This is a genomic window from Acidovorax sp. 69, from assembly GCF_002797445.1.
GTDB lineage: Bacteria > Pseudomonadota > Gammaproteobacteria > Burkholderiales > Burkholderiaceae_C > Acidovorax.
The window spans coordinates 167,249-186,532 of the sequence record NZ_PGEP01000001.1 but is presented as its reverse complement, the minus strand read 5'-3'; the positions used below and the strand labels follow the sequence as shown (position 1 = coordinate 186,532).

Below are 19,284 nucleotides of genomic sequence, written 5' to 3'. Positions count from 1 at the left end.
TCAGAAAAACTGTCGGCTCGGTAGATTAAAGCAGACCTTCGGTGGCCTGAACGGTCCAACAATTGCATGGCTGTGCTGCCAGGCACCTGGCTACCGCGCTGGGCCCCTGGCTCCAGCCCGCCCCTCTTTGCTCTCTTTGACCTGACCATGAAGAACCCTGTCCATACCCTCTGCTTCACCCCCTTGGCGGGCGCCGTGGCGCTGGCCGCCGCCACGCTGCTCGGCCCTGCCGCCCATGCCCAGGGCGCTGTCGCGGCCACGCCGACCACTTTGCGCCCCGCTGTGGACAAGGCCTACACCCAGCTCATGGCCGCGCCCCAAATCCTGCAGTTGCTCGATGCCGTGAAAGCCGACCATGACCGCAGCATCGATGACCTGAAGACGCTCACCGAGATCGAAGCGCCTCCGTTCAAGGAGCAAAAGCGCGCCGAAGCCTTCCTGGCACGCCTGAAGGCCCTGGGCCTGGCCAGCGCCGCCATCGACACCGAGGGCAATGTCGTGGGCATCCGCAAGGGTTCGGGCAACGGCCCCAAGCTGGTGATTTCGGCCCACCTGGACACCGTGTTCCCGGCTGGCACCGACGTGAAGGTGAAGGAGCGCGACGGCAAGCTGCACGCGCCCGGCATTTCGGACAACACGCGTGGCCTGGCCGTGCTGCTGTCGTGGCTGAAGGTGCTGAATGACCAGAAGATCGCCACCGTGGGCGACCTGGTGTTTGTGGGCAATGTGGGCGAGGAAGAGCTGGGCAACCTGCGCGGCATGAAACACCTGTTCAAGGAGCATCTGGACATCGACGGCTTGGTGGCGCTGGAGCCTGCCCCCGATGGCACCGTGCTGGTGCTGGGCACAGGCAGCCATCGCCATGAGGTCACCTTCAAGGGCCCGGGGGGCCACAGCTACGCCGCATTTGGCGAGGTGCCCAGCGCCATCCACGGCATGGGCCGCGCGATTGCCAAGATTGCTGAAATCCGCACCCCCAAGAGCCCCAAGACCACCTTCACCGTGGGCACGGTGGGCGGCGGCACCTCCGTCAACACCATCGCACCCGATGCACGCATGGCGGTGGACATCCGCTCCGACGAAATGGCGCCCCTGCTGGCCACCGAAAAGCAGGTGCTGGGCGCCGTCGACAGCGCTGTGACCGAGGAGAACGCGCGCTGGGGTGTGAACACCTTGAGCGCATCCACCAAGCTGATTGGCGACCGGCCCGGTGGCCGCACCGCAGCGGATTCGATCATTGTGGAGGCCGCCGTGCGCGCCAACACGGCGTTTGGCCGCAAAACCGTGCTGGGCGGCGCCAGCACCGACGCCAACGTCCCCATGTCGCTGGGCATCCCGGCCGTCGTGATCGGCGGTGGCGGCAAGACCGGCGGCTTTCATGCACTGTCCGAATGGATCGATCTGACCGATGCCTGGAAGGGCGCGCAGACCTCGCTGGTCACCGTGCTGGGCCTGGTGGGCGTGCAGGGCGTCAGTGAGCCCCTGCTGGAAAAGCGGCCCGCGCGCAGCCGGTAAATCAGCACCATGGGATGCCGCGCGCAGCCCTGCGGTGCGCGGCATCTGCGGTGGCCGGGGTGGGGGTTGCCGCAGGAGACGAATTCACAATGGTTGACACAGAAGCAGGGGCCTGGCCGCGTACCATCGGCGGTGACGTGCCATGCTTGGCGCCTGTCGGCACAAGGCCGTCTTCCCCCCTTTTGCAGGAGATCACCATGGGTTTGCTCGATTCCGTTCTCGGTGCCGTCATCAACAGTGCGTCGCAAGGCGGTGCACAGGCCAACGCCAACAGTGGGGCCGCAGGCGGGCTGGGTGGCCTGCTGAGCCTGGCCGCGCAGAACCCCCAGCTGGTTCAGGCCGTGATGTCCCTCATCAGCAACGATGGCCCGGTGGGCGGGCTGCCAGGCCTGATGGCCAAGTTCCAGCAGGCTGGGATGGGCAATGTGATTGCCTCATGGCTCAGTGCCGGCCCCAACCAGGCGATCTCGGGCGAGCAGCTCTCGCAGGTGCTGGGCAGCGGCCCCCTGTCGCAGATCGCTGCGCAACTGGGAGTGGGCTCTGGCGCCGCAGCGGGCCAGCTGGCCCAGGTACTGCCAGGCCTGGTAGACCATCTCAGCCCCCAGGGCCAGGCACCGCAGAGTGGCTTTGGCAATGCCAACGATCTTTTCGGAATGTTGGGCGGATTGCTTCAAAAATAATAGCTGCCCGCGCTTTACACACAAGCGCTAGCAGCCATTTTCCGCCTATTTTTGGGCGCAGCGCCTATGCCTTCACCGGGCAGCGCCGCTGCAGCCATTGCTGCAGCAGATCGAGCACCGGGGCAGCCAGCTCCGGGCTTTCGTTGAACAGCTCATGGAACAAAGGCTCAAAGCAGTGCGACTGCACCAGGGCCTTGGGTGCGGCAGCGGCAAAGGCGCGGCTGCCGGCGGGGTTCACCAGCTTGTCGCTGCCAGCCCAGATCAGCAACGTGGGCACGCTCCAGTGTGCGGCGCGGGCCACTGTGGCCGGGCCGCCTTCGGCAATGAAACGGGCCAGACGGGCGCTGATGCGGTCGTGGCACAGCGGGTCGGCCAGGTAGGCAGCGACCACGGCAGGGTCGTGCGAGAGGTACTGCGCATCCAGCCCATTGCCCACGCGCAGGTTGGGCGCAATGCGTGGCAGCGTGGCCAGCAGCAGTTTTTGTACGGCGCCCAGGCCCGCATCCAGCGCGGGCGATGACAGCACCAGCGCATCCACCGGCCGCAGGTGCAGGGAAACAAAACGCGACGCCACCAGGCCTCCCATGCTGTGGCCGAGCAGCACCAGCGGCTGGCCTTCCGGCATGCGGGCGCGGGTCGCATCCACCATGTCGGCCAGATCATCGAGCAGGCGCATGTCGGCGGTCAGCCCGCCACGCGGCCCGGACGATTCGCCATGGCCGTACTGGTCATAGCCCCGCACGGCAAAACCCCATGTATTGAGCTGGCGCGCCACAGCGTCGTAACGGCCCACATGCTCGCCCAGGCCATGCACCAGCAACACGGTGCCGCGCTGGGGCTCGCCCTCGGGCAGCGGCCAGTCCTGCACGGCCAGGTTTTCACCGTCGCTGGCGGTGAAGGTGGTCAGGGTCGAGGGGATCAGTTCGTCAGAAGTCATGGGGAGCAGGGCATTCGAGACATGATGGGACAGCATACCCGGCACACCCCAAGACCCACTGCATTAAATGGTCAGGACCGCACCACAAAGCCGGTACGAAAAGCACCAGCAAGGGCAGCAAGGAGCCAGCCTGCGGGGCGTGATGCCCTGTGGCCGCCCTCAGGCGAGCGATACCCAGAGGTCGTCCCAGTCGGTGGGTAAAAAATTGCCCTCCCGCCGCAGCACTTGCTGGTGTTTGCGGTTGAGCACGAAATGCGTGGGCCGGCGGGTGATGGCGCCAAAGCTGTCCTTGTGCCCCGGCGCGTTGCGCCAGGCAATGGGAAAGCGTTGCTCGGCAGGCACCGACACCTTCAGCAGCTCGATGTACTGCATGAAGTCGGCGGATTTCTCGTCCATGTTCACGCCCAGCAGCACAAAGTCGCGCTGGCGGTTGCTGGTGTAGAACTCGCGCATGAGGCGCAGTTCGTTGGTGCACAGGGCACAGCCTGCGGTAAAAAAACTGACCAGGCACACCTTGCCAGCAAAGTCCGTCAGCATGACCGGCTGGCCCTCGCTGTTGGTGCCAGACAGCGCATGAAGAGGGCCAGGGGCACTGCCCCCCGCTGGGGCCTGCGCCAGGCCAGACGCGGGCGCGAGTGCGGCCAGCGTGGTGGCAGTGCAGGCATGCAGAAATGCGCGTTTGTCCATGGTGTGACCCGATGATGGAAAGCGTGGAAGAAAAAGCACCGTTGGCGCTGACCAGGCACCTTTCGGTGGTATCAGCGGGCCGTGGTCGCCGTGGTGGCCTGTTGCTGTGCCATGGCCGCCATCACATGGGCCACCGAGGCGGTGAGACGCTTGGCGTAGGGCACATGCAAAAACTCGTTGGGGCCGTGCGCATTGCTCTTGGGGCCGAGCACGCCGCACACCATCATCTGCGCGGCGGGGAAACCTTCGCTGAGCATGTTCATGAGCGGGATGGTGCCCCCCTGGCCGATGTAGCCACAAGGCGCGCCAAAGTGCGCCTGCGAGGCCTCGTTGAGGGCCTGCTCGAACCAGGGCGTGGTCGCGGGGGCGTTCCAGCCCGTGGCACCGCCGCCGCTCTGGAAGGTGACCTTGGCCTGGTAGGGTGCGTTGTCTTCGAGCAGCGACTTGAGCTGCTGCACAGCCTGGGCCGCATCGACCAGCGGGGGCAGGCGCAGGCTGAGCTTGAAGGCGGTGTAAGGGCGCAGCACGTTGCCCGCGTCCTGCATCGCGGGGAAGCCCTCGGCGCCGGTGACGCTCAGCGTGGGCTCCCAGGTGCGCTTGAGCAGCGCCTGTAGCGGATCGGTGGTGGTGGGCAGCGCAAACGTGGTGGAGCCCCCGCAGTCGTAGTGCGCCCAGGGGAAGCGCTTGTACACCTCTTCCCCCAGGATGGCCGCCGTGGCGCGGGCCTGGGCCACGCGGTCGGCGGGTACTTCGCAATGAAAGCTGGCGGGCAGCAAGCGGCCCGTGGCGCTGTCTTCCAGGCGGTCGAGCACTTGCCGCATGATGCGAAACGAGGAGGGCACCAGGCCCGACGCGTCGCCCGAGTGGATGCCTTCGGTGAGGATCTCGACCTTGAGCGTGCCGCTGGCCATGCCGCGCAGGCTGGTGGTGAGCCACAGCTGTTCGTAGTTGCCAGCGCCCGAGTCCAGGCACACCACCAGCGCCACATTGCCCATGCGGGGCTTGAGCGCATCGATGTAGGGCAGCAGGTCGCGCGAGCCGCTTTCTTCGCAGGTCTCGATGAGGCCCACGATGCGCGGATGGGGCACGTTCTGGCGCTTGAGTTCCTGCACAGCGGCGATGCTGGCATACACGGCATAACCATCATCGGCGCCGCCCCGGCCGTAGAGCTTGCCGTCTTCGTATTTGGGGGTCCACGGGCCGAGGTCGTTGCGCCAGCCGGAGAACTCCGGTTGTTTGTCCAGGTGGCCGTACATGAGCACGGTGTCGGTGGCGCCGGGCTGGGTTGCGGCAATTTCGAAGAACAGCACGGGGGTACGGCCTTCGAGGCGCACGATCTCCAGCGTCAAGCCTTCGACCTTTTGCGATTCGACCCACGCAGCCGCGTTGCGCACCACGGTGTCGAGCAGGCCCAGCTCGGCCCAGTCGGCCGCAAAGGTGGGCGATTTGGCGGGGATGGCGATGTAGTCGGTGAGCTGGCGAACAATGTCGCTGTCCCAGGCTTGGCTCACACGCTGCAGGGCAAGCTCAGGCTGAAGGACTTGGGAGGGCACGCGGGCGTTCATGGTGGGGCTCCTGAAGGCGAAAGGTGATCAGTCCGCCATTCCAACACAACCCCCCGCCGAGCGCCACGGACCCCTGCAGAGAGGCCTTACGCCCATCGGGATTGCGCACCCGCACGCATTGGGGTTCGCCGCTTGCCCGTGCCTTGTTTTGCGCGGGTCAATACAGAGACTCGGGCAGGGTCTCTGGATGGGCCTGGGCTGCCAGCTGGGCGCTGGGGCGGCGCAAGCCCGTGGCCACCTCCACGCGGTTGCGGCCGTTGTTCTTGGCCTGGTAGAGCGCGCGGTCGGCAGCGGCGATCAGCATGTCCCAGCTGTCGCCCGACTCCAGCCGCCCGCCAAAAACGCCAATGCTCACCGTGACGGCGATACCAGGGCCCGGTACGCCGTCGGCGGGGCAGCGCGACTCCTCGACCGCCTTGCACAACTCGCGTGCCAGCTGCTCGGCCCCCATCAGGCTGGTGTCGGGCAGCAGCACCATGAACTCCTCGCCGCCGTAGCGACCCACCAGATCCTGTGCACGCACGCGCTGGCGCAGCACATTCACAACGCTGCACAGCACCTGGTCCCCCACGGGGTGGCCGTACTGGTCGTTGACATTCTTGAAATGATCGATGTCCACCATCATCAGCGCAATGGACTCGTGCATGCGCACGGCACGGGCGACGTCGCGATCGAGTGCGGCGATCAGCGAACGGCGATTGGCCACGCCCGTGAGCGCATCCAGCGCAGCCATCACGCGGTTGCTTTCATCGGCCCGGTCGCGCGACATGAACACAAAGCCCATGGAGCTGACCAGCACCACGGAAAACGTACTCATGAAAGTGAGCGTCTGCAGCCCACTGCCTTGCAGGATGTCTGTCGAAGCACCGCCCATGGTGAGGGCCACCAGCGCACGGGCACCGAGCACCAGCGCCTCCAGCATCAACCCGCCCACCAGCAGCCATTGGCCACGCCCCACGGTGGCATGGCGGCGTTGCAGCGCAGCCCACAGCGCCCATATCGACTGGAGCCCTATGACCAGCCCCACAAAACTCACCCGTGCGGGAAAGTGGTCGATGAACACAATGACAAAAATGGTGGTCAGCCCAGCAGGCGCCAGCAGCATCCACCACCGCACCGGGCGCCCCTGGAACTGGTAGATCGCCGCGATCATCCCGGCAAACACACAAGACAGCAGCATGTTGCCCACCACGATGGACAACACATCGGGCACCAGGCCGCGCAACATGATCAGCAGGTGCCCAATGGCATTGATCAACAGGGCGGCCGACCAGCGGCCCAGGCCGTCGCGCCGTCGGCCCCAACCCACCACGGCCATGGAGGCCGCCATCATGAGCGAGCTGACAATGATCATTGCCAGCATGGTGGGGACGTGGGCGGCCATAGGTCGGAAAGGGCTGGGTGGTAGTGAGTCAGCCCAGCATAAACCAAGGGGCGCTGTCCACAAATCGATCGATGGCCGTCTGCACCCGAGCGCCGTCAAGCTCCGGTCATCATTGCAGCTGTGCTGGCGCACGCGCTCCGCTGCCGGGGGCCTGCGCCGACTCGCCATCGCCCGTTTGCGCCATGGGCGCTGCCAGGGCCGTTCGGGATGTATAGCCAATGCCGCCACCGGCAGCACCCTCGGTCCGCGAGAGCTTGAACACCTGCACGGCCCCCGCCAGGCGGGTGGCCTGCTCACGCAGGCTTTGGGCGGCGGCGGCGGATTCCTCCACCAGCGCGGCATTCTGCTGCGTCATCTGGTCAAGCTGGTTGACGGCGGTATTGACCTGGCCGATGCCGTCAGACTGCTCATTCGACGCCGCTGTGATCTCGCCAATGATGTCGCCCACGCGTTTGACCGAGCCCACGATCTCGTCCATGGTGGTGCCAGCGTTCTGCACCAGGCGCGCGCCCGATTCCACCCGCTCCACCGAGGCACCAATGAGCGCCTTGATCTCGCGCGCGGCGGCTGCGGAGCGCCCTGCCAACGATCGCACCTCGCTGGCCACCACGGCAAAGCCCCGGCCTTGGTCACCCGCGCGGGCCGCTTCTACCGCAGCGTTGAGCGCCAGGATGTTGGTCTGGAAGGCAATGGAGTCGATCACGCCAATGATGTCGGCGATTTTGCGCGAGCTTTGGTTGATGTCGCCCATGGTGGTCACCACCTCGCCCACCACCTGCCCGCCACGCGCGGCCACAGCGGCCGCGTTGCTGGCCAGCTGGTTGGCCTGCCGCGCAGCGTCGGCCGACTGGCGCACGGTGGAGGTGAGGTGCTCCATGCTCTGTGCCGTCTGGGCCAGGCTGCTGGCCGTGGCCTCGGTGCGGGTCGACAGGTCCTGGTTGCCGCTGGCGATCTCGGCGCTGGCGGTGCTGATGCTGTCCACCGCATTGCGCACCTGTTGCAGCATCTGCGTGTAGCGCTGGCGCATGCCTTCGACCTCTTGCACCAGTGCGCCAATTTCGTCGCGCCGCGTGGTGCGGAAGGCTTCGGTCAGGTCGCCCTGCGCCACCAGCGTGATGGCCTGGGTCAGGTCCTGCAGCGGCCGGCTCACGCCCCGGCGCAGCATGACAAACAGGCCGATGGCGAGCAGCACCACGGCCACGGCCATCAGGCCCCAGACGGCCATCGTCACACGGCGCTGGCTGGCCATGGCTTCGCCATCAGGCACCTCAGCCACCACCCACCAGCCGCCGCTGGTCTTGCGCACCAGGGCCCAGGGGTCCTCGGCGCCAGCGCCCAGCACGGGCGCCGCTTCGCGCACAAAGCCGTCTTGCGCGGCAGCCAGTGCCTCAAAGAACGGGCGGGCCTGCGGGTAGGCCTCCAGCACCCGCTTGCCGCGCGCGGTGGGGTGGTACACAAATACGGCCTTGTCCAGCGAGGTGCCGGGGTTGATCACATACGTGCCACCGTGCTCAAAAAATTTCGTCTGTGCCACCTGCTTTTGCAGCATGGCGTGGAACACGCTGATGTCATTGCCGATGAACAGCAGCGCAATCACCTTGCCCGACGCATCCTTGGCGGGCAGGTAGTGCCCCATGTAGGGCTTGCCACCGGCGAGGGTGACGCCGGTGTAGGGCTCGCCCTTGGTGACAGTGGCGTAGGCCGGGTCGTCTTTGCCCAGCGGCGTGCCCTGCTGGCGCTCGCCTTTTTCGTTCTTGACGGAGGTGGTGATGCGCACGAAGTCGTCGCCCTTTTTGGCGAACACGGTGGCAATGCCGCCGGTTTCGCTGGCGAACTTGTCGACCGAGCCGTAGTCCTCGTTGACCAGCGCACCGTAGCTGCGCAGCTCGCCCGAGGCCTCGTCGAGCTGCATGGCGGCCTCGAAGTAGCGCTGAAAGCCCTTCATGGTGAGCTGCACCAGTTCGCGATTGGTGTTGTCGGCTGCGTCCAGCGACTGCGCCACGCTTTGCGCCGTGTCGCCCACGCTCGTCGCCACCAGGGCGCGTGTGCTGCGCTCGGTCAGCACGGCAATCGCCAGCCCCACGAGCACCAGCACCAGGGCCACCAGCGCAATGGCGGTCAGCGTGACCTGGCGCGCGACAGAACGGTTGTTGGCAAGGGATGCGGCCATGCAGTGTGTCTCCTGAAAAGTGAAAGCCCAAGAACCCGTCTACGACCTCTCAAGAGGCCGTGAGCAGGTTCTCAAGCCGGCTATCGCCGGTCTGCTGCCACTCTAAGTCCAGAGTCTTGTTACATTTATTAACGCATTCCCTTACGCATTCGCGCGTATTGGAAGCGCGCCTTCAACCGTCTGAGGGCCGTGTCAGAGGCGTGCAGCCAGGGCCCGATCGCGCCAGCCCAGGCCCTGCGAAGTCCCTGCCGCAGGCCGGTATGCGCAGCCCACCCAACCGGCGTAACCGAGGGCGTCGATGGCTTCAAAAAGGAAGGGATAGTGCAACTCGCCACGGTCAGGCTCGTGCTGCAGCGGAACCCCTGCCATCTGGATATGTGACACGCGGCCGGTGGGCAGGTAGGTTTGCAGCTTGGTCGCCACGTCACCTTCCACGATCTGGCAGTGGTACAGGTTCATCATCACCTTGAGGTTGTCGGCCTGTGCCGCATCGAGCAATTCATGGGCATGGTCCTGCCGGTTCAAGAAGTAGCGCGGCACATCGCGCAGATTGGTGGGTTCGATGAGAATTTCGCAGCCCGTACGCGCGGCCTCGGCCGCCGCCCAGCGCAGGTTGCTGGCGCAGAGGTCCTTGAGCGACTCGCGCTCCACCCCGGGTGGCACGGTGCCCGAGAGCACATGGATGCGTGGGCAGGCCAGCCGTTCGGCGTACCGCAGAGCCTCCTGCACCCCGGCGCGGAACTCGGCCTCGCGCCCCGGCTGCGCAGCCGTGCCACGCGCGTTCCGCTCCCATGCGGTGGCCATGCTGGCGCGGTCGGTACCGCCAGCCGGGGCATTGAAGAGCACCAGCTGCAAACCGTGGTCCGTCAACCGCGCAGCCACCTCGGCTGGCGCGAAGGCATACGGAAACTGCAACTCCACCGCAGTGAACCGGTCGCGTGCGGCGGCGGCAAAGCGGTCCAGAAACGGCAACTCGGTGTACATCAGGCTCAGGTTGGCGGCGAACTGGGGCATGGCGGGTGCAGGCAGGAGATGGAAGACGGGGTCAGAGCGCCGCAGCTTATCTTGCAGCACCGGAGCCGGTGGCCCTTCCAGTGCCTCTCCGGCACAGTCTTTGAATCAAATAGGCCTATGGCGCTTTATTCATAAGCGCTGACAGCTATTGTTTTGATAGTTTTCTCTCCACACACTCCAGAACCCCCATGCGCATCGGAGAACTCGCCCAACACACCGGCACCACCCCCAAGGCCATTCGCCTGGACGAGGCGCGCGGCCTGATGGGCACCGTGGCCCGCACGGGCAGCTACCGCCATGATGAAGCGGCCGATGTGGCGCGCGTGCTGCTGATCCGCCAGGCTCAGGCGCTGGGGTCTGACTTGCTGGCGACATCACCTGGGCGCACCACCTGGTGTGGGTCTACCCCATCTGGTGAGGCGCCATGCCCGCGCTGCTCAAGGGTTTTGTCGACCGCGTGTTGCTGCCGGGTTACGCCTTCAAGTACAGCAAGGGCTCATCGCTGTGGGACACAGCTGCTGACAGGCCGCTCGGCCGATTTGCTGGTGACCATGGACTCACCGCACTGGTACTTCCGCTGGGTGACACACAGGCCGGGCCACTACCCGATGAAGAAGGCGATTCTGGAGTTCTGCGGTATCGGGCCCGTGCGGGTGCACAGTTTTGGCCCGGTGCGCACCGCGCATGCGGAGCGGCTGGCACAGTGGGTAGAGAAGGCGCGGCAACTGGGGTGGCGCCAGGGCCTGCGCGCCACACCGGGCACGCCGCGCCCGGCCCGGGTCACTTCGTCGCCGCCATCCCCTTCGCCTTGAATGCCTGGACGGCAGCGCGGCCGACGGCCGAGTCGTCGGTGAAGAAGCCGTCGATGCCCGCGCTGAGATAGGCCGTGATCTCGGCCACGCTGTCACCACGCACGATGCCATCGGTGGTCGGCGCCTTTTTCAGGCCCGCAGGCAGAAAGGCGTTTTCGGGCCGCAGCGTCCAGATGTGCACCGCCAGGCCTTCAGCACGGGCACGCGCCACCAGCGGAGTGGGCTCGCCCGGCACACCGTCCTTGACCGGCACCACCAGCGTCTTGAAAGGGCCGATGGCGTTGGCGTAAGTCGCCACCTGTTTGAGGCCTTCGGACGTGATGAGGTCTGCATAGCTGCGCGTGTTGGCTGCGCCCTGTGCCACAAAGTCATACGGCCGGCCCGAGGGCGCAACCAGTTGCACCAGGCGCACGCTGCTGAGCTTGCGGATCGCCTGCAGGTTGCTGACCTCGAACGACTGCACGAACACCGGGGCGTCCTTGTGGTTCCAGCCGTTTTTCTCCAGCACGGCCAGCAGTGGTGCCTCCAGCGGCTGGCCGATGGACTGGAAGTAGGTGGGGTGTTTGGTCTCGGGGTAGATGCCGATGGTGCGACCCGTCTTGGCGCTGGCCGCCTTTGCCAGGTCGATCACCTCTTGCAGCGTGGGCACCTCGAACTGGCCGTTGTAGGCCACGTTGGCCGGGCGCTGCGCGGGGATGCGCTCGCGGGCGCGCAGCGTTTTCAGCTCGGCCAGCGTGAAGTCTTCGGTGAACCAGCCGGTGATGGCCTGACCATCGATGGTTTTGGTGGCCTTGCGCGCGGCGAACTCGGAGCGGTCCATCACGTCGGTGGTGGCCTCTTTCACTGAACCATCGGCGTTGACGATGGCGATGGCGTTCTCGTGCCGGGCCACCAGCACGCCGTCTTTGGTGATCACGAGGTCGGGCTCGATGATGTCGGCACCATCGTCAATGGCCTGTTGATAGGCGGCCAGCGTGTGCTCAGGCCGCAAGGCCGAGGCGCCCCGGTGGGCGATCACGGTGGGCGTGGGCGGCCAGGCCTGTGCGGCGGCGCCCAGCGCCCAGGTGGCCAGCAGCGCGGCAGCGGTCACGGCGCGCAGTGCAATGCGTTTCATGCGGTCTCCTGTGGATGAGACCCCGCACCTTAGCCGATGCGCTTGACAGTGTTGTGTCGCCAGCCCGACGGCACCAACAGGCTACGCGCGCTCGAAATGGAACACGGCGGTACCCGCACGGGCATTGGGCAGCCAGCGCACGGCCTGCCCGTCCTGCAGACCAAAGGCGTCCAGGATGCGCAAGCTGTTCTTGGTGGCCAGCACCTCGAAATCCTTGTAAGTGCCGACGCGGATGTTGGGTGTGTCGTACCACTGGTAGGGCAGGCGCCGCGTGACAGGCATGCGCCCGCGCAGGATGGACAGGCGGTTGGGCCAGTGCGCAAAGTTGGGGAAGGCCACCACGCCGGTGCGGCCCACCCGCGCGGTCTCGCGCAGCATGGTTTCGGCATTGCGCAGGTGCTGCAGCGTGTCGATCTGCAGCACGACGTCAAAGCTGTTGTCGTCGAACATGGCCAGCCCCTCGTCGAGGTTGAGCTGGATCACATCCACGCCGCGTTGTACGCAGGCCAGCACGTTGGCGTCATCGATCTCCACGCCGTAGCCGCTACAGCCGCGTTCACGCTGCAGGTAGTCGAGCATGGCGCCGTTGCCGCAGCCCAGGTCGAGCACGCGCGAGCCGGGGGGCACCAGGCGCGCCAGGGCTTGCATCGCCGCTTTTTCGGTCATGGTTGCAACTCCTTGGCAATGCTATCGAAGTAAGAGCGCATCACGCCCATGTAGCGTGCGTCATCGAGCAAAAAGGCATCGTGTCCATGGGGCGCGTCGATCTCGGCGTAGCTCACGCTGCGGCGGTTGTCGAGCAGGGCCTTGACGATCTCGCGGCTGCGTTTGGGCGAAAAGCGCCAGTCGGTGGTGAAGCTCACCAGCAGGAATTTCGCCGTGGCACGGGCCAAGGCGCGCGTGAGGTTGTCGGCGTGCGCGCGGGCGGGGTCAAAGTAGTCGAGCGCGCGGGTGATCAGCAGGTAGGTGTTGGCGTCGAAGTAGTCGCTGAACTTGTCGCCCTGGTAGCGCAGGTAGCTTTCGATCTGGAACTCGATGTCCTGGGTGCTGTATTTCAGCTCCAGGCCTTCCCGGAGCTGGCGTCCGAACTTCTCGTTCATCACGTCGTCGCTGAGGTAGGTGATGTGGCCGATCATGCGGGCGATGCGCAGCCCGCGCTTGGGGATCACGCCGTGGCGGTAGAAGTGGCCGCCGTGGAAGTCCGGGTCGGTCACGATGGCACGGCGGGCCACTTCATTGAAGGCAATGTTCTCGGCCGTGAGATTGGGCGCGCTGGCCACGACCACCGCGTGGCGCATGCGCTCGGGGTACTGCAGCGTCCACGAGAGCGCCTGCATGCCACCCAGGCTGCCGCCCAGCACCGCCGCCATCTGCTGTATGCCCAGGCGATCAAGCAGACGGGCCTGGGCATTGACCCAGTCTTCCACCGTGACCACCGGAAAGTCCGCACCATAGACCTCTCCGGTATCTGGGTGCAAATGCATGGGACCGGTGGAGCCAAAACACGAACCCAGGTTGTTCACACCAATCACGAAGAAGCGGTCGGTATCCACCGGCTTGCCGGGACCGATCATGTTGTCCCACCAGCCTTCGCTCTTGTCTTGCCCGGCGTAAACGCCCGCCACATGGTGCGAGGCGTTGAGGGCGTGGCACACAAGCACGGCGTTGGAGCGGTCGGCGTTGAGCGTGCCGTAGGTCTCGTAGGCCAGTTGGTAGTCGCGGATGGACGCACCGCTTTGCAGCGGCAGCACCTCCGGAAAATGCAGGGTCTGGGGCGTGGCAATGAACGACATAAAAAAACCCGACGTCGCTAAAAACGAGGCCGGGCAGAGATGTCGGACGGGTCTTTAGCAGGATTTATAAAGCGCCCGCAAGCTGTGGCAAATCGGCGCGTTCGGCAAATATACCAAAGCAGCGCCCCGTCGCCCAGCCCCGTGCACGGCGACGATCAACCCGCAGACGAAAAAATCGCCAGCAGCCCCAGCACCAGAAAGATGACGGCAGATACCAGATGCACCGCACGGATAGGCACCTTGCGCGTGATGCGCTCGCCCAGCCAGACCACCGGCGCATTGGCCAGCATCATGCCCAGCGTGGTCCCGGCCACCACCCACAGATAAGCGTTGTACTTGGCGGCCAGCATGACGGTAGCGATCTGCGTCTTGTCGCCCATCTCAGCCAGGAAGAACGCCACCACAGTCGTCCCGAACACGCCCCAGCGCGGTGTTCCATCCGCCTCGCCTTCATCGAGTTTGTCGGGAATAAGCATCCACACCGCCATGGCGATGAACGAAGCGCCGAGGATCCAGCGCAGAACCTGGGGGCCCAGAAATGTAGTTACCCACGCACCCACAGCTCCGGCCAGTCCGTGATTGACCAGCGTGGCCACCAGAATGCCGAGCACGATGGGCCAGGGCTTGCGAAACCGCGCAGCCAGCACGAGCGCCAGCAGCTGCGTCTTGTCGCCCATCTCTGCGAGCGCGACGATGGCGGTAGAAATAAAAAAAGCTTCCATGGGGTCCTATCCGGCCGGATGGGTGGAAAACGCATTGACTGCACCCCGACTCCGGCCATGTGGATCGGTTTGCAGTCAATGGTCTCGCCCAGTTCAAAAAACCGCATACGCCATAGGTTTCAAAGAACCCAAGTGTGTTGACGCATGCCCCCGGCGCATTGCGCTGCCGGGCGGGCTACTCCCCAAAGACCCACGGATTTTACCCCAGGGTTTGCTGGGAGATTCTCCATAAAACCACGCAATTTCGCGGTTTTAGAGGGTCTCGCACCGAAATAAAAAGCCACGACCTACACAAAGTGATTAATAATGGCCTCGCTTTTCTGCTTGCAGGAAAGCAGTTAGCTAAGCGGTGAATGGTCAGTTTCGCGTCTTTGAAGTCGTCACAGGTTTGTTGATTGCGTCGGACTCCATCGCGTTTTTGTGTTTTTTCAGGAGTCCTTCATGGGCAACAAACTTTACGTGGGCAACCTGCCCTACTCTTTCCGCGACGAAGACCTGCAGCAGACTTTCAGCCAATACGGCTCGGTCGGCAGCGCCAAGGTCATGATGGAGCGCGACACCGGCCGCTCCAAGGGTTTCGGCTTTGTCGAAATGGGCAGCGATGCTGAAGCCCAAGCCGCCATCCAAGGCGTGCATGGCACCAACTTCGGCGGCCGTGACCTCGTGGTCAACGAAGCCCGTCCTATGGAGCCACGTGCTCCCCGTAGCGGTGGCTTCGGCGGCGGCAACGGTGGTGGTGGCGGCTACGGTGGTGGTGGCGGCGGCGGTTACGGCGGTGGCCGTAGCGGCGGCGGCGGTGGTGGTGGTTACGGCGGTGGCCGTAGCAGCTACTAAAAAGACCTCATCAGCAGACGTTTTCGCCTGCTGACGGCAAACAAGGAGCCTCAGGGCTCCTTTTTTCATGCCTGCGCGGCATCGCCGCCACAACGCGCATAGCCGCTTGCTTTTTCAACAAAAGTGTGGCGCATAATGGGTTGGCGGGTTCTTCCCGCTTTCCAAGTTTGCGGTGATCCGTCAGTTTCGCTGAGAGCGTCATTGAGATTAGCTGGCTGCGTTTTCGGGACTCCATCGCTTTATCCATGTGTTTTTGAGGAGTCCCTCGATGGGCAACAAACTGTACGTTGGCAACCTGCCGTACTCGGTGCGCGACAGCGATCTGGAACAGGCCTTCGGCCAATTCGGAGCGGTCACCAGCGCCAAGGTCATGATGGAACGCGACACCGGCCGTTCCAAAGGCTTTGGTTTCGTGGAAATGGGCAGCGATGCAGAAGCCCAGGCCGCGATCAACGGCATGAACGGCCAGCCATTGGGCGGTCGTGGCATCGTCGTCAATGAGGCACGCCCCATGGAGCCCCGCCCTCCCCGCAGCGGCGGGTTTGGTGGTGGTGGCGGCGGTGGTGGGGGCTACGGCGGCGGTGGCCGCAGTGGTGGTGGTGGTGGTGGTGGTGGTGGTGGCGGTTACGGCGGTGGCCGTGAAGGTGGTGGTGGCTACGGCGGCGGTGGCGGCGGCGGACGTGATGGCGGCGGCTACGGCGGGGGTGGTGGCCGCAGCGAAGGCGGCTTTCGCAGCCCTTATGGCTCTGGCTCACGCAATGGCGGCGGTGGTGGTGGTGGCGGTCGCAATGGCGGCGGCGGTGGTGGCTACGGCGGCGGTGGCAACAACGGCTACTGAGTCAAGCACCTCTCGGTGCATCAAAAAGCCCCTCCAGGGGCTTTTTTCATGCGCCAGGCCCGCTGGGGCCTTGTTCGGATCGCACTGGATGGCGCCCGTGGAGCGGTGCCCACCCGATCGGCACCGAGCGGGTGACAAAAACACTTGGCCTCACCACCCCTGGAGGCATTGAGCTACCCTGCGCCCCAGGGCGGCTACGGCCCCTCAGTCTGGCGGCGCTTGCGCGGACGGCCTGCGAGCAATTTGTCGAACAGTGGATTCGGCAGCATGCGCAACAGCTTGGCGACCACGCCCATTTGCCATGGAATGACCCGGTAGCTCACGCCTGCGGTGATGGCCCGAAAGGCACGGTCTGCAAAATCGCTGGCCTGCATCAAAAACGGCATGCGGTATCGGTTGTGCTGCGTGAGCGGTGTATCGATGTAGCCCGGCGAGATGGTCACCACCTGCACGCCGTGCGGGCGCATCTCGCCCCGCAGGCTCTCGCAATAGCTGATGACAGCCGCCTTGCTGGCGCAATAGGCCCCGTGCCCCGGCAGGCCACGGATGCCCGCCACGCTGCCAATGCCTACCAGCGTGCCACTGCGCCGCTGCGCCATCGCATCCACAAACGGCTGGAAGGTGGCTGCCATCCCGATGTTGTTGGTCGCAAAGGTGCGGGTCATCACGTCAATATCGTCCCGCACGGCCGTATCCATCCCCACGCTGATACCGGCATTGGCAATCACCACATCCGGGAGACCCTGGCGTGCCATACATTCTTGGCCGGCAGCAATGATGCTGTCGGTCACTGCAACGTCTGCACTATAAATTTCATAGCTATCAGTGCTTATTCCTTGTGCGCTTGCCCATGTTGTTACCTCAGACGTGCGGCGGGCCACCAGAGCCAACCGGTAGCCTGCTCGGTAGAACCGCAGGGCCAGTGCCTGGCCGATACCACTGGACGCACCGGTGATGAAAACAAGAGGAGGGGTCATGCGGGTTCCGGCAGTGGGCAAGGGCAGGGACACGGCTTACTTGACGGCGCCCGGCAGGATCATGCCGCGCACACGCCCGCGCAATTGCAGCACCTGAGCGAGGTTGTCGTACTCCATGCCGTCGGCCGTGAAACGGTCGTTGCCCCGCGTGAGCGTGACGGGCTGGTCTGAGCGCACGCGTTCGGTATTGGGAAATGCGTGCAGGAATTCGCCACGGAACTCCATGCGGGGCTGCGCCAATGCCCCCGGCTTCGCGGGCAGGGGCTCGCGGGTCACGATGGCGTTGCCGAACAACTGGACTTCCGAGCCATCGGCATTGCTCAGGGCGCGGTTGGCCGTGGCCACCGTGAGGCGGCCATCGAGGCTGACCGAGCGCATGCGGACCTGGTCGATCTCCAGCGTGTCTGTGTCGGGGTAGTGCCGCGCCTCGATGCCCAGCACCTCGCTTTGAAGGCGGCCCGTGGCATCAAAACTCTTCACAGAAAAGTTCTTCATGAAGTAGTCCGGCTGGTGCTTGATGGGGCGATCGATGGCGGGCAACTGGGGCATGGGCGCATTGCGCACCAGCCACCAGGTGCCCAGCGCCAGCAGGCCCATCAACACCACGGGCAGGTAGATCGAGAGCTGCTCCCAGCCCTGTCGCAACACGCGGATCATGTGGTGTAGTCCGCCAGCAGGGCGGCATAGCGGCCCGTCGCCACCAGCAACAGGTCACACAGCTCACGCGCCGCGCCTTCTCCACCGCGCGCCTGGGTGACAAAGTGGGCTGCGTGCCGCACCTCGGTCTGGGCATTGGCGGGGGCACAGGCGAAGGCACTGCGTCGCATCACGGGCAGGTCGGGCCAGTCGTCGCCCATGGCAGCAGCCTGGGCCCAGGTCAGCCCCAGCGTGGCCAGGATCTGCTCCGCCGCAGGGCGCTTGTCCTCGGTGCCGAACACCGCATGCTCCACGCCCAGGGCCTTCAGACGCAGGCGCAGCGGTGCGGAGTCGCGACCCGTGATCACGGCCGGGGTGATGCCCGCCTTTTGCAGCAGCTTGAGACCGTGGCCGTCCAGGGTGTTGAAACGCTTGAGGGTTTCGCCCGATTCGCTGAAATACAGGCCGCCGTCGGTGAGCACACCGTCCACATCGAAGAAGGCCACACGCACGCCCTGGGCGCGCAACAGCAGCTCAGGGTCAATCTGCAGGGCAGGGGCACCGTCGGGCAAGTGGGTCAAGGGATCCAGCACCATCAGATCACCTTGGCGCGCATGAGGTCGCCGATATGCACTACGCCGGTCAGAATGCCCGCCGTGTCCACCACCAGCACGCTGGTGATGGAGTGCGCCTCCATCATCTCGGCGGCGTCTACGGCCAGTGCATCGGGCGCGATGCGGCGCGGCTGGGTGTGCATGACCTGATCGGCCGTGGCAGTGCGCAGGTCGGCGCCCGCCTCGATGCGACGGCGCAGATCGCCGTCAGTGAAGATGCCAAGCACCACACCTGCTGCATCCACGATGGCAGATGCCCCCAGGCCCTTGGCGCTCATCTCGCGCATGAGATCGCTGAAAGACGCATGGGGAGCGACACGGGGGACCTCGGCGCCCGTGCGCATGACATCACTCACGTGGGTGAGCAGCTTGCGCCCGAGCGCCCCGCCGGGGTGGGAGCGGGCAAAGTCCTCGGGTCGGAACCCCCGGGCATCGAGCAGCGCCACGGCGAGCGCATCGCCCATGGCCAGCTGTGCCGTCGTGCTGGCCGTGGGAGCCAGGTTCAGGGGACAGGCTTCGCGTGCCACGCTGCAATCGAGCACCAGGTCAGCATGGCGGGCGAGTGTGGACAACACTCCGCCCGTCATAGCGATCAACGGGGCACCCAGGCGTTTGAGTACCGGCAGGATGGCCGTGAGTTCACCGCTTTCGCCGCTGTTGGAGATGGCCAGCACCAGGTCGTCGCCTGTGACCATGCCCAGGTCGCCGTGGCTGGCTTCTGCGGGGTGCACAAAAAAGGCGGGCGTGCCGGTGGACGCGAGGGTCGCAGCGATCTTGCGGCCGACATGGCCACTTTTACCCATGCCCATGACCACCACCCGGCCACGGGCCAACAACACCATCTGTACCGCCTGGGCAAACACGCCATCGATGCGGGTCGCCAGGCCGGTCAGGGCCTCCGCCTCGATATGGAAGGTCTCGCGGGCCAGACGCAGGGCCTGATCAGCATCAAAAGGGGGCAGCGCGGTGGGGGCGGGGGTCATCCAGGGATT

Annotated in this window: 18 protein-coding genes, 2 pseudogenes and 1 riboswitch; of the genes and pseudogenes, 6 read left to right on the top strand and 14 right to left on the bottom strand. The window is 65.3% G+C overall.

The window, feature by feature from the left end; translation table 11 throughout:
- Nucleotides 1-147: 147 nt before the first annotated feature.
- Together CLU85_RS00845 and CLU85_RS00840 are read left to right on the top strand one after the other, a co-directional pair.
- Nucleotides 148-1,515 carry a M20/M25/M40 family metallo-hydrolase gene (locus CLU85_RS00845; RefSeq protein ID WP_100412300.1) on the top strand — a complete coding sequence of 456 codons (1,368 nt, stop codon included), beginning with the start codon at nucleotides 148-150 and terminating at the stop codon, nucleotides 1,513-1,515.
- A gap of 197 nt (nucleotides 1,516-1,712) precedes the next feature.
- Complete coding sequence (locus CLU85_RS00840; protein ID WP_100408632.1) at nucleotides 1,713-2,195, top strand: YidB family protein; 483 nt, start codon at nucleotides 1,713-1,715, stop codon at nucleotides 2,193-2,195.
- Between the two features lie 64 nt (nucleotides 2,196-2,259).
- Here CLU85_RS00840 and CLU85_RS00835 read toward each other — a convergent pair whose 3' ends face one another.
- From CLU85_RS00835 to CLU85_RS00810, 6 genes are all read right to left on the bottom strand, one after another.
- On the bottom strand, nucleotides 2,260-3,132 hold the full coding sequence (locus CLU85_RS00835) for an alpha/beta hydrolase (RefSeq protein ID WP_100408631.1): 873 nt from the start codon (nucleotides 3,130-3,132) through the stop codon (nucleotides 2,260-2,262).
- Between the two features lie 159 nt (nucleotides 3,133-3,291).
- Nucleotides 3,292-3,819, bottom strand: a complete 528-nt coding sequence (locus CLU85_RS00830) for a TlpA disulfide reductase family protein (protein WP_100408630.1) — start codon at nucleotides 3,817-3,819, stop codon at nucleotides 3,292-3,294.
- Between the two features lie 71 nt (nucleotides 3,820-3,890).
- The gene (locus CLU85_RS00825; RefSeq protein ID WP_100408629.1) at nucleotides 3,891-5,384 is read right to left on the bottom strand and encodes a M20 family metallopeptidase; all 1,494 of its coding nucleotides are present in this window, start codon (nucleotides 5,382-5,384) and stop codon (nucleotides 3,891-3,893) included.
- Nucleotides 5,385-5,541: 157 nt separating this feature from the next.
- Entirely contained in the window at nucleotides 5,542-6,768 is a 1,227-nt protein-coding gene (locus CLU85_RS00820; RefSeq protein ID WP_100408628.1) for a GGDEF domain-containing protein, read from the bottom strand.
- A gap of 109 nt (nucleotides 6,769-6,877) precedes the next feature.
- On the bottom strand, nucleotides 6,878-8,938 hold the full coding sequence (locus CLU85_RS00815; RefSeq protein WP_100408627.1) for a methyl-accepting chemotaxis protein: 2,061 nt from the start codon (nucleotides 8,936-8,938) through the stop codon (nucleotides 6,878-6,880).
- A 192-nt stretch (nucleotides 8,939-9,130) separates the two neighbouring features.
- On the bottom strand, nucleotides 9,131-9,952 hold the full coding sequence (locus tag CLU85_RS00810; protein WP_100412299.1) for a hydroxypyruvate isomerase family protein: 822 nt from the start codon (nucleotides 9,950-9,952) through the stop codon (nucleotides 9,131-9,133).
- A 188-nt stretch (nucleotides 9,953-10,140) separates the two neighbouring features.
- Here CLU85_RS00810 and CLU85_RS00805 point away from each other — a divergent pair.
- Nucleotides 10,141-10,299, top strand: a pseudogene (locus CLU85_RS00805) (MerR family transcriptional regulator); the annotation flags it as partial.
- A gap of 23 nt (nucleotides 10,300-10,322) precedes the next feature.
- A pseudogene (locus tag CLU85_RS00800) lies at nucleotides 10,323-10,764 on the top strand (NAD(P)H-dependent oxidoreductase); the annotation flags it as partial.
- Here the strand turns inward: CLU85_RS00800 and CLU85_RS00795 are convergent.
- From CLU85_RS00795 to CLU85_RS00780, 4 genes are all read right to left on the bottom strand, one after another.
- Nucleotides 10,733-11,878: a glycerophosphodiester phosphodiesterase gene (locus CLU85_RS00795; protein ID WP_100408626.1), complete on the bottom strand. Its 1,146-nt coding sequence runs from the start codon at nucleotides 11,876-11,878 to the stop codon at nucleotides 10,733-10,735. The pseudogene CLU85_RS00800 and the gene CLU85_RS00795 sit on opposite strands and share 32 nt — an antisense overlap.
- Nucleotides 11,879-11,959: 81 nt before the next feature.
- Nucleotides 11,960-12,544, bottom strand: a complete 585-nt coding sequence (metW, locus tag CLU85_RS00790) for a methionine biosynthesis protein MetW (RefSeq protein ID WP_100408625.1) — start codon at nucleotides 12,542-12,544, stop codon at nucleotides 11,960-11,962.
- Nucleotides 12,541-13,671 (bottom strand): homoserine O-acetyltransferase, encoded by a 1,131-nt coding sequence (locus CLU85_RS00785; RefSeq protein WP_100408624.1) that lies wholly within the window; start codon nucleotides 13,669-13,671, stop codon nucleotides 12,541-12,543. The genes metW and CLU85_RS00785 overlap by 4 nt, the downstream gene beginning before the upstream one ends.
- Nucleotides 13,672-13,826: 155 nt before the next feature.
- Nucleotides 13,827-14,393 (bottom strand): TMEM165/GDT1 family protein, encoded by a 567-nt coding sequence (locus CLU85_RS00780; RefSeq protein ID WP_100408623.1) that lies wholly within the window; start codon nucleotides 14,391-14,393, stop codon nucleotides 13,827-13,829.
- A gap of 2 nt (nucleotides 14,394-14,395) precedes the next feature.
- Nucleotides 14,396-14,589, bottom strand: a riboswitch (yybP-ykoY riboswitch).
- A gap of 245 nt (nucleotides 14,590-14,834) precedes the next feature.
- On the opposite strand from CLU85_RS00780, the gene CLU85_RS00775 reads away from it, so the two are divergent.
- Nucleotides 14,835-15,227 (top strand): RNA-binding protein, encoded by a 393-nt coding sequence (locus tag CLU85_RS00775; protein ID WP_100408622.1) that lies wholly within the window; start codon nucleotides 14,835-14,837, stop codon nucleotides 15,225-15,227.
- Nucleotides 15,228-15,495: 268 nt separating this feature from the next.
- On the top strand, nucleotides 15,496-16,065 hold the full coding sequence (locus CLU85_RS00770; RefSeq protein ID WP_100408621.1) for an RNA-binding protein: 570 nt from the start codon (nucleotides 15,496-15,498) through the stop codon (nucleotides 16,063-16,065).
- Nucleotides 16,066-16,259: 194 nt separating this feature from the next.
- Here the strand turns inward: CLU85_RS00770 and CLU85_RS00765 are convergent, their stop codons facing one another.
- The 4 genes from CLU85_RS00765 to CLU85_RS00750 are packed head-to-tail and all read right to left on the bottom strand — an operon-like array spanning nucleotide 16,260 to nucleotide 19,275.
- Nucleotides 16,260-17,042: an SDR family oxidoreductase gene (locus CLU85_RS00765; protein ID WP_100408620.1), complete on the bottom strand. Its 783-nt coding sequence runs from the start codon at nucleotides 17,040-17,042 to the stop codon at nucleotides 16,260-16,262.
- Between the two features lie 36 nt (nucleotides 17,043-17,078).
- The gene (gene lptC / locus CLU85_RS00760) at nucleotides 17,079-17,699 is read right to left on the bottom strand and encodes an LPS export ABC transporter periplasmic protein LptC (RefSeq protein WP_100408619.1); all 621 of its coding nucleotides are present in this window, start codon (nucleotides 17,697-17,699) and stop codon (nucleotides 17,079-17,081) included.
- Nucleotides 17,696-18,274, bottom strand: a complete 579-nt coding sequence (locus tag CLU85_RS00755; RefSeq protein WP_100408618.1) for an HAD family hydrolase — start codon at nucleotides 18,272-18,274, stop codon at nucleotides 17,696-17,698. Before CLU85_RS00755 ends, lptC begins: the two co-directional genes overlap by 4 nt.
- On the bottom strand, nucleotides 18,274-19,275 hold the full coding sequence (locus CLU85_RS00750) for an SIS domain-containing protein (protein ID WP_100408617.1): 1,002 nt from the start codon (nucleotides 19,273-19,275) through the stop codon (nucleotides 18,274-18,276). Before CLU85_RS00750 ends, CLU85_RS00755 begins: the two co-directional genes overlap by 1 nt.
- Between the last annotated feature and the right edge of the window lie 9 nt (nucleotides 19,276-19,284).

What these genes read in the sequence shown, in the direction of transcription:
- CLU85_RS00825 (WP_100408629.1), bottom strand. Translation starts at nt 5,384, where the DNA reads ATGAACGCCCGCGTGCCCTCCCAAGTCCTTCAGCCTGAGCTTGCCCTG.
- CLU85_RS00820 (WP_100408628.1), bottom strand. Translation starts at nt 6,768, where the DNA reads ATGGCCGCCCACGTCCCCACCATGCTGGCAATGATCATTGTCAGCTCG.
- CLU85_RS00815 (WP_100408627.1), bottom strand. Translation starts at nt 8,938, where the DNA reads ATGGCCGCATCCCTTGCCAACAACCGTTCTGTCGCGCGCCAGGTCACG.
- metW (WP_100408625.1), bottom strand. Translation starts at nt 12,544, where the DNA reads ATGACCGAAAAAGCGGCGATGCAAGCCCTGGCGCGCCTGGTGCCCCCC.
- CLU85_RS00845 (WP_100412300.1), top strand. Translation starts at nt 148, where the DNA reads ATGAAGAACCCTGTCCATACCCTCTGCTTCACCCCCTTGGCGGGCGCC.
- CLU85_RS00840 (WP_100408632.1), top strand. Translation starts at nt 1,713, where the DNA reads ATGGGTTTGCTCGATTCCGTTCTCGGTGCCGTCATCAACAGTGCGTCG.
- CLU85_RS00830 (WP_100408630.1), bottom strand. Translation starts at nt 3,819, where the DNA reads ATGGACAAACGCGCATTTCTGCATGCCTGCACTGCCACCACGCTGGCC.
- lptC (WP_100408619.1), bottom strand. Translation starts at nt 17,699, where the DNA reads ATGATCCGCGTGTTGCGACAGGGCTGGGAGCAGCTCTCGATCTACCTG.
- CLU85_RS00750 (WP_100408617.1), bottom strand. Translation starts at nt 19,275, where the DNA reads ATGACCCCCGCCCCCACCGCGCTGCCCCCTTTTGATGCTGATCAGGCC.
- CLU85_RS00780 (WP_100408623.1), bottom strand. Translation starts at nt 14,393, where the DNA reads ATGGAAGCTTTTTTTATTTCTACCGCCATCGTCGCGCTCGCAGAGATG.
- CLU85_RS00765 (WP_100408620.1), bottom strand. Translation starts at nt 17,042, where the DNA reads ATGACCCCTCCTCTTGTTTTCATCACCGGTGCGTCCAGTGGTATCGGC.
- CLU85_RS00835 (WP_100408631.1), bottom strand. Translation starts at nt 3,132, where the DNA reads ATGACTTCTGACGAACTGATCCCCTCGACCCTGACCACCTTCACCGCC.
- CLU85_RS00785 (WP_100408624.1), bottom strand. Translation starts at nt 13,671, where the DNA reads ATGTCGTTCATTGCCACGCCCCAGACCCTGCATTTTCCGGAGGTGCTG.
- CLU85_RS00810 (WP_100412299.1), bottom strand. Translation starts at nt 9,952, where the DNA reads ATGCCCCAGTTCGCCGCCAACCTGAGCCTGATGTACACCGAGTTGCCG.
- CLU85_RS00770 (WP_100408621.1), top strand. Translation starts at nt 15,496, where the DNA reads ATGGGCAACAAACTGTACGTTGGCAACCTGCCGTACTCGGTGCGCGAC.
- CLU85_RS00775 (WP_100408622.1), top strand. Translation starts at nt 14,835, where the DNA reads ATGGGCAACAAACTTTACGTGGGCAACCTGCCCTACTCTTTCCGCGAC.
- CLU85_RS00755 (WP_100408618.1), bottom strand. Translation starts at nt 18,274, where the DNA reads ATGGTGCTGGATCCCTTGACCCACTTGCCCGACGGTGCCCCTGCCCTG.
- CLU85_RS00795 (WP_100408626.1), bottom strand. Translation starts at nt 11,878, where the DNA reads ATGAAACGCATTGCACTGCGCGCCGTGACCGCTGCCGCGCTGCTGGCC.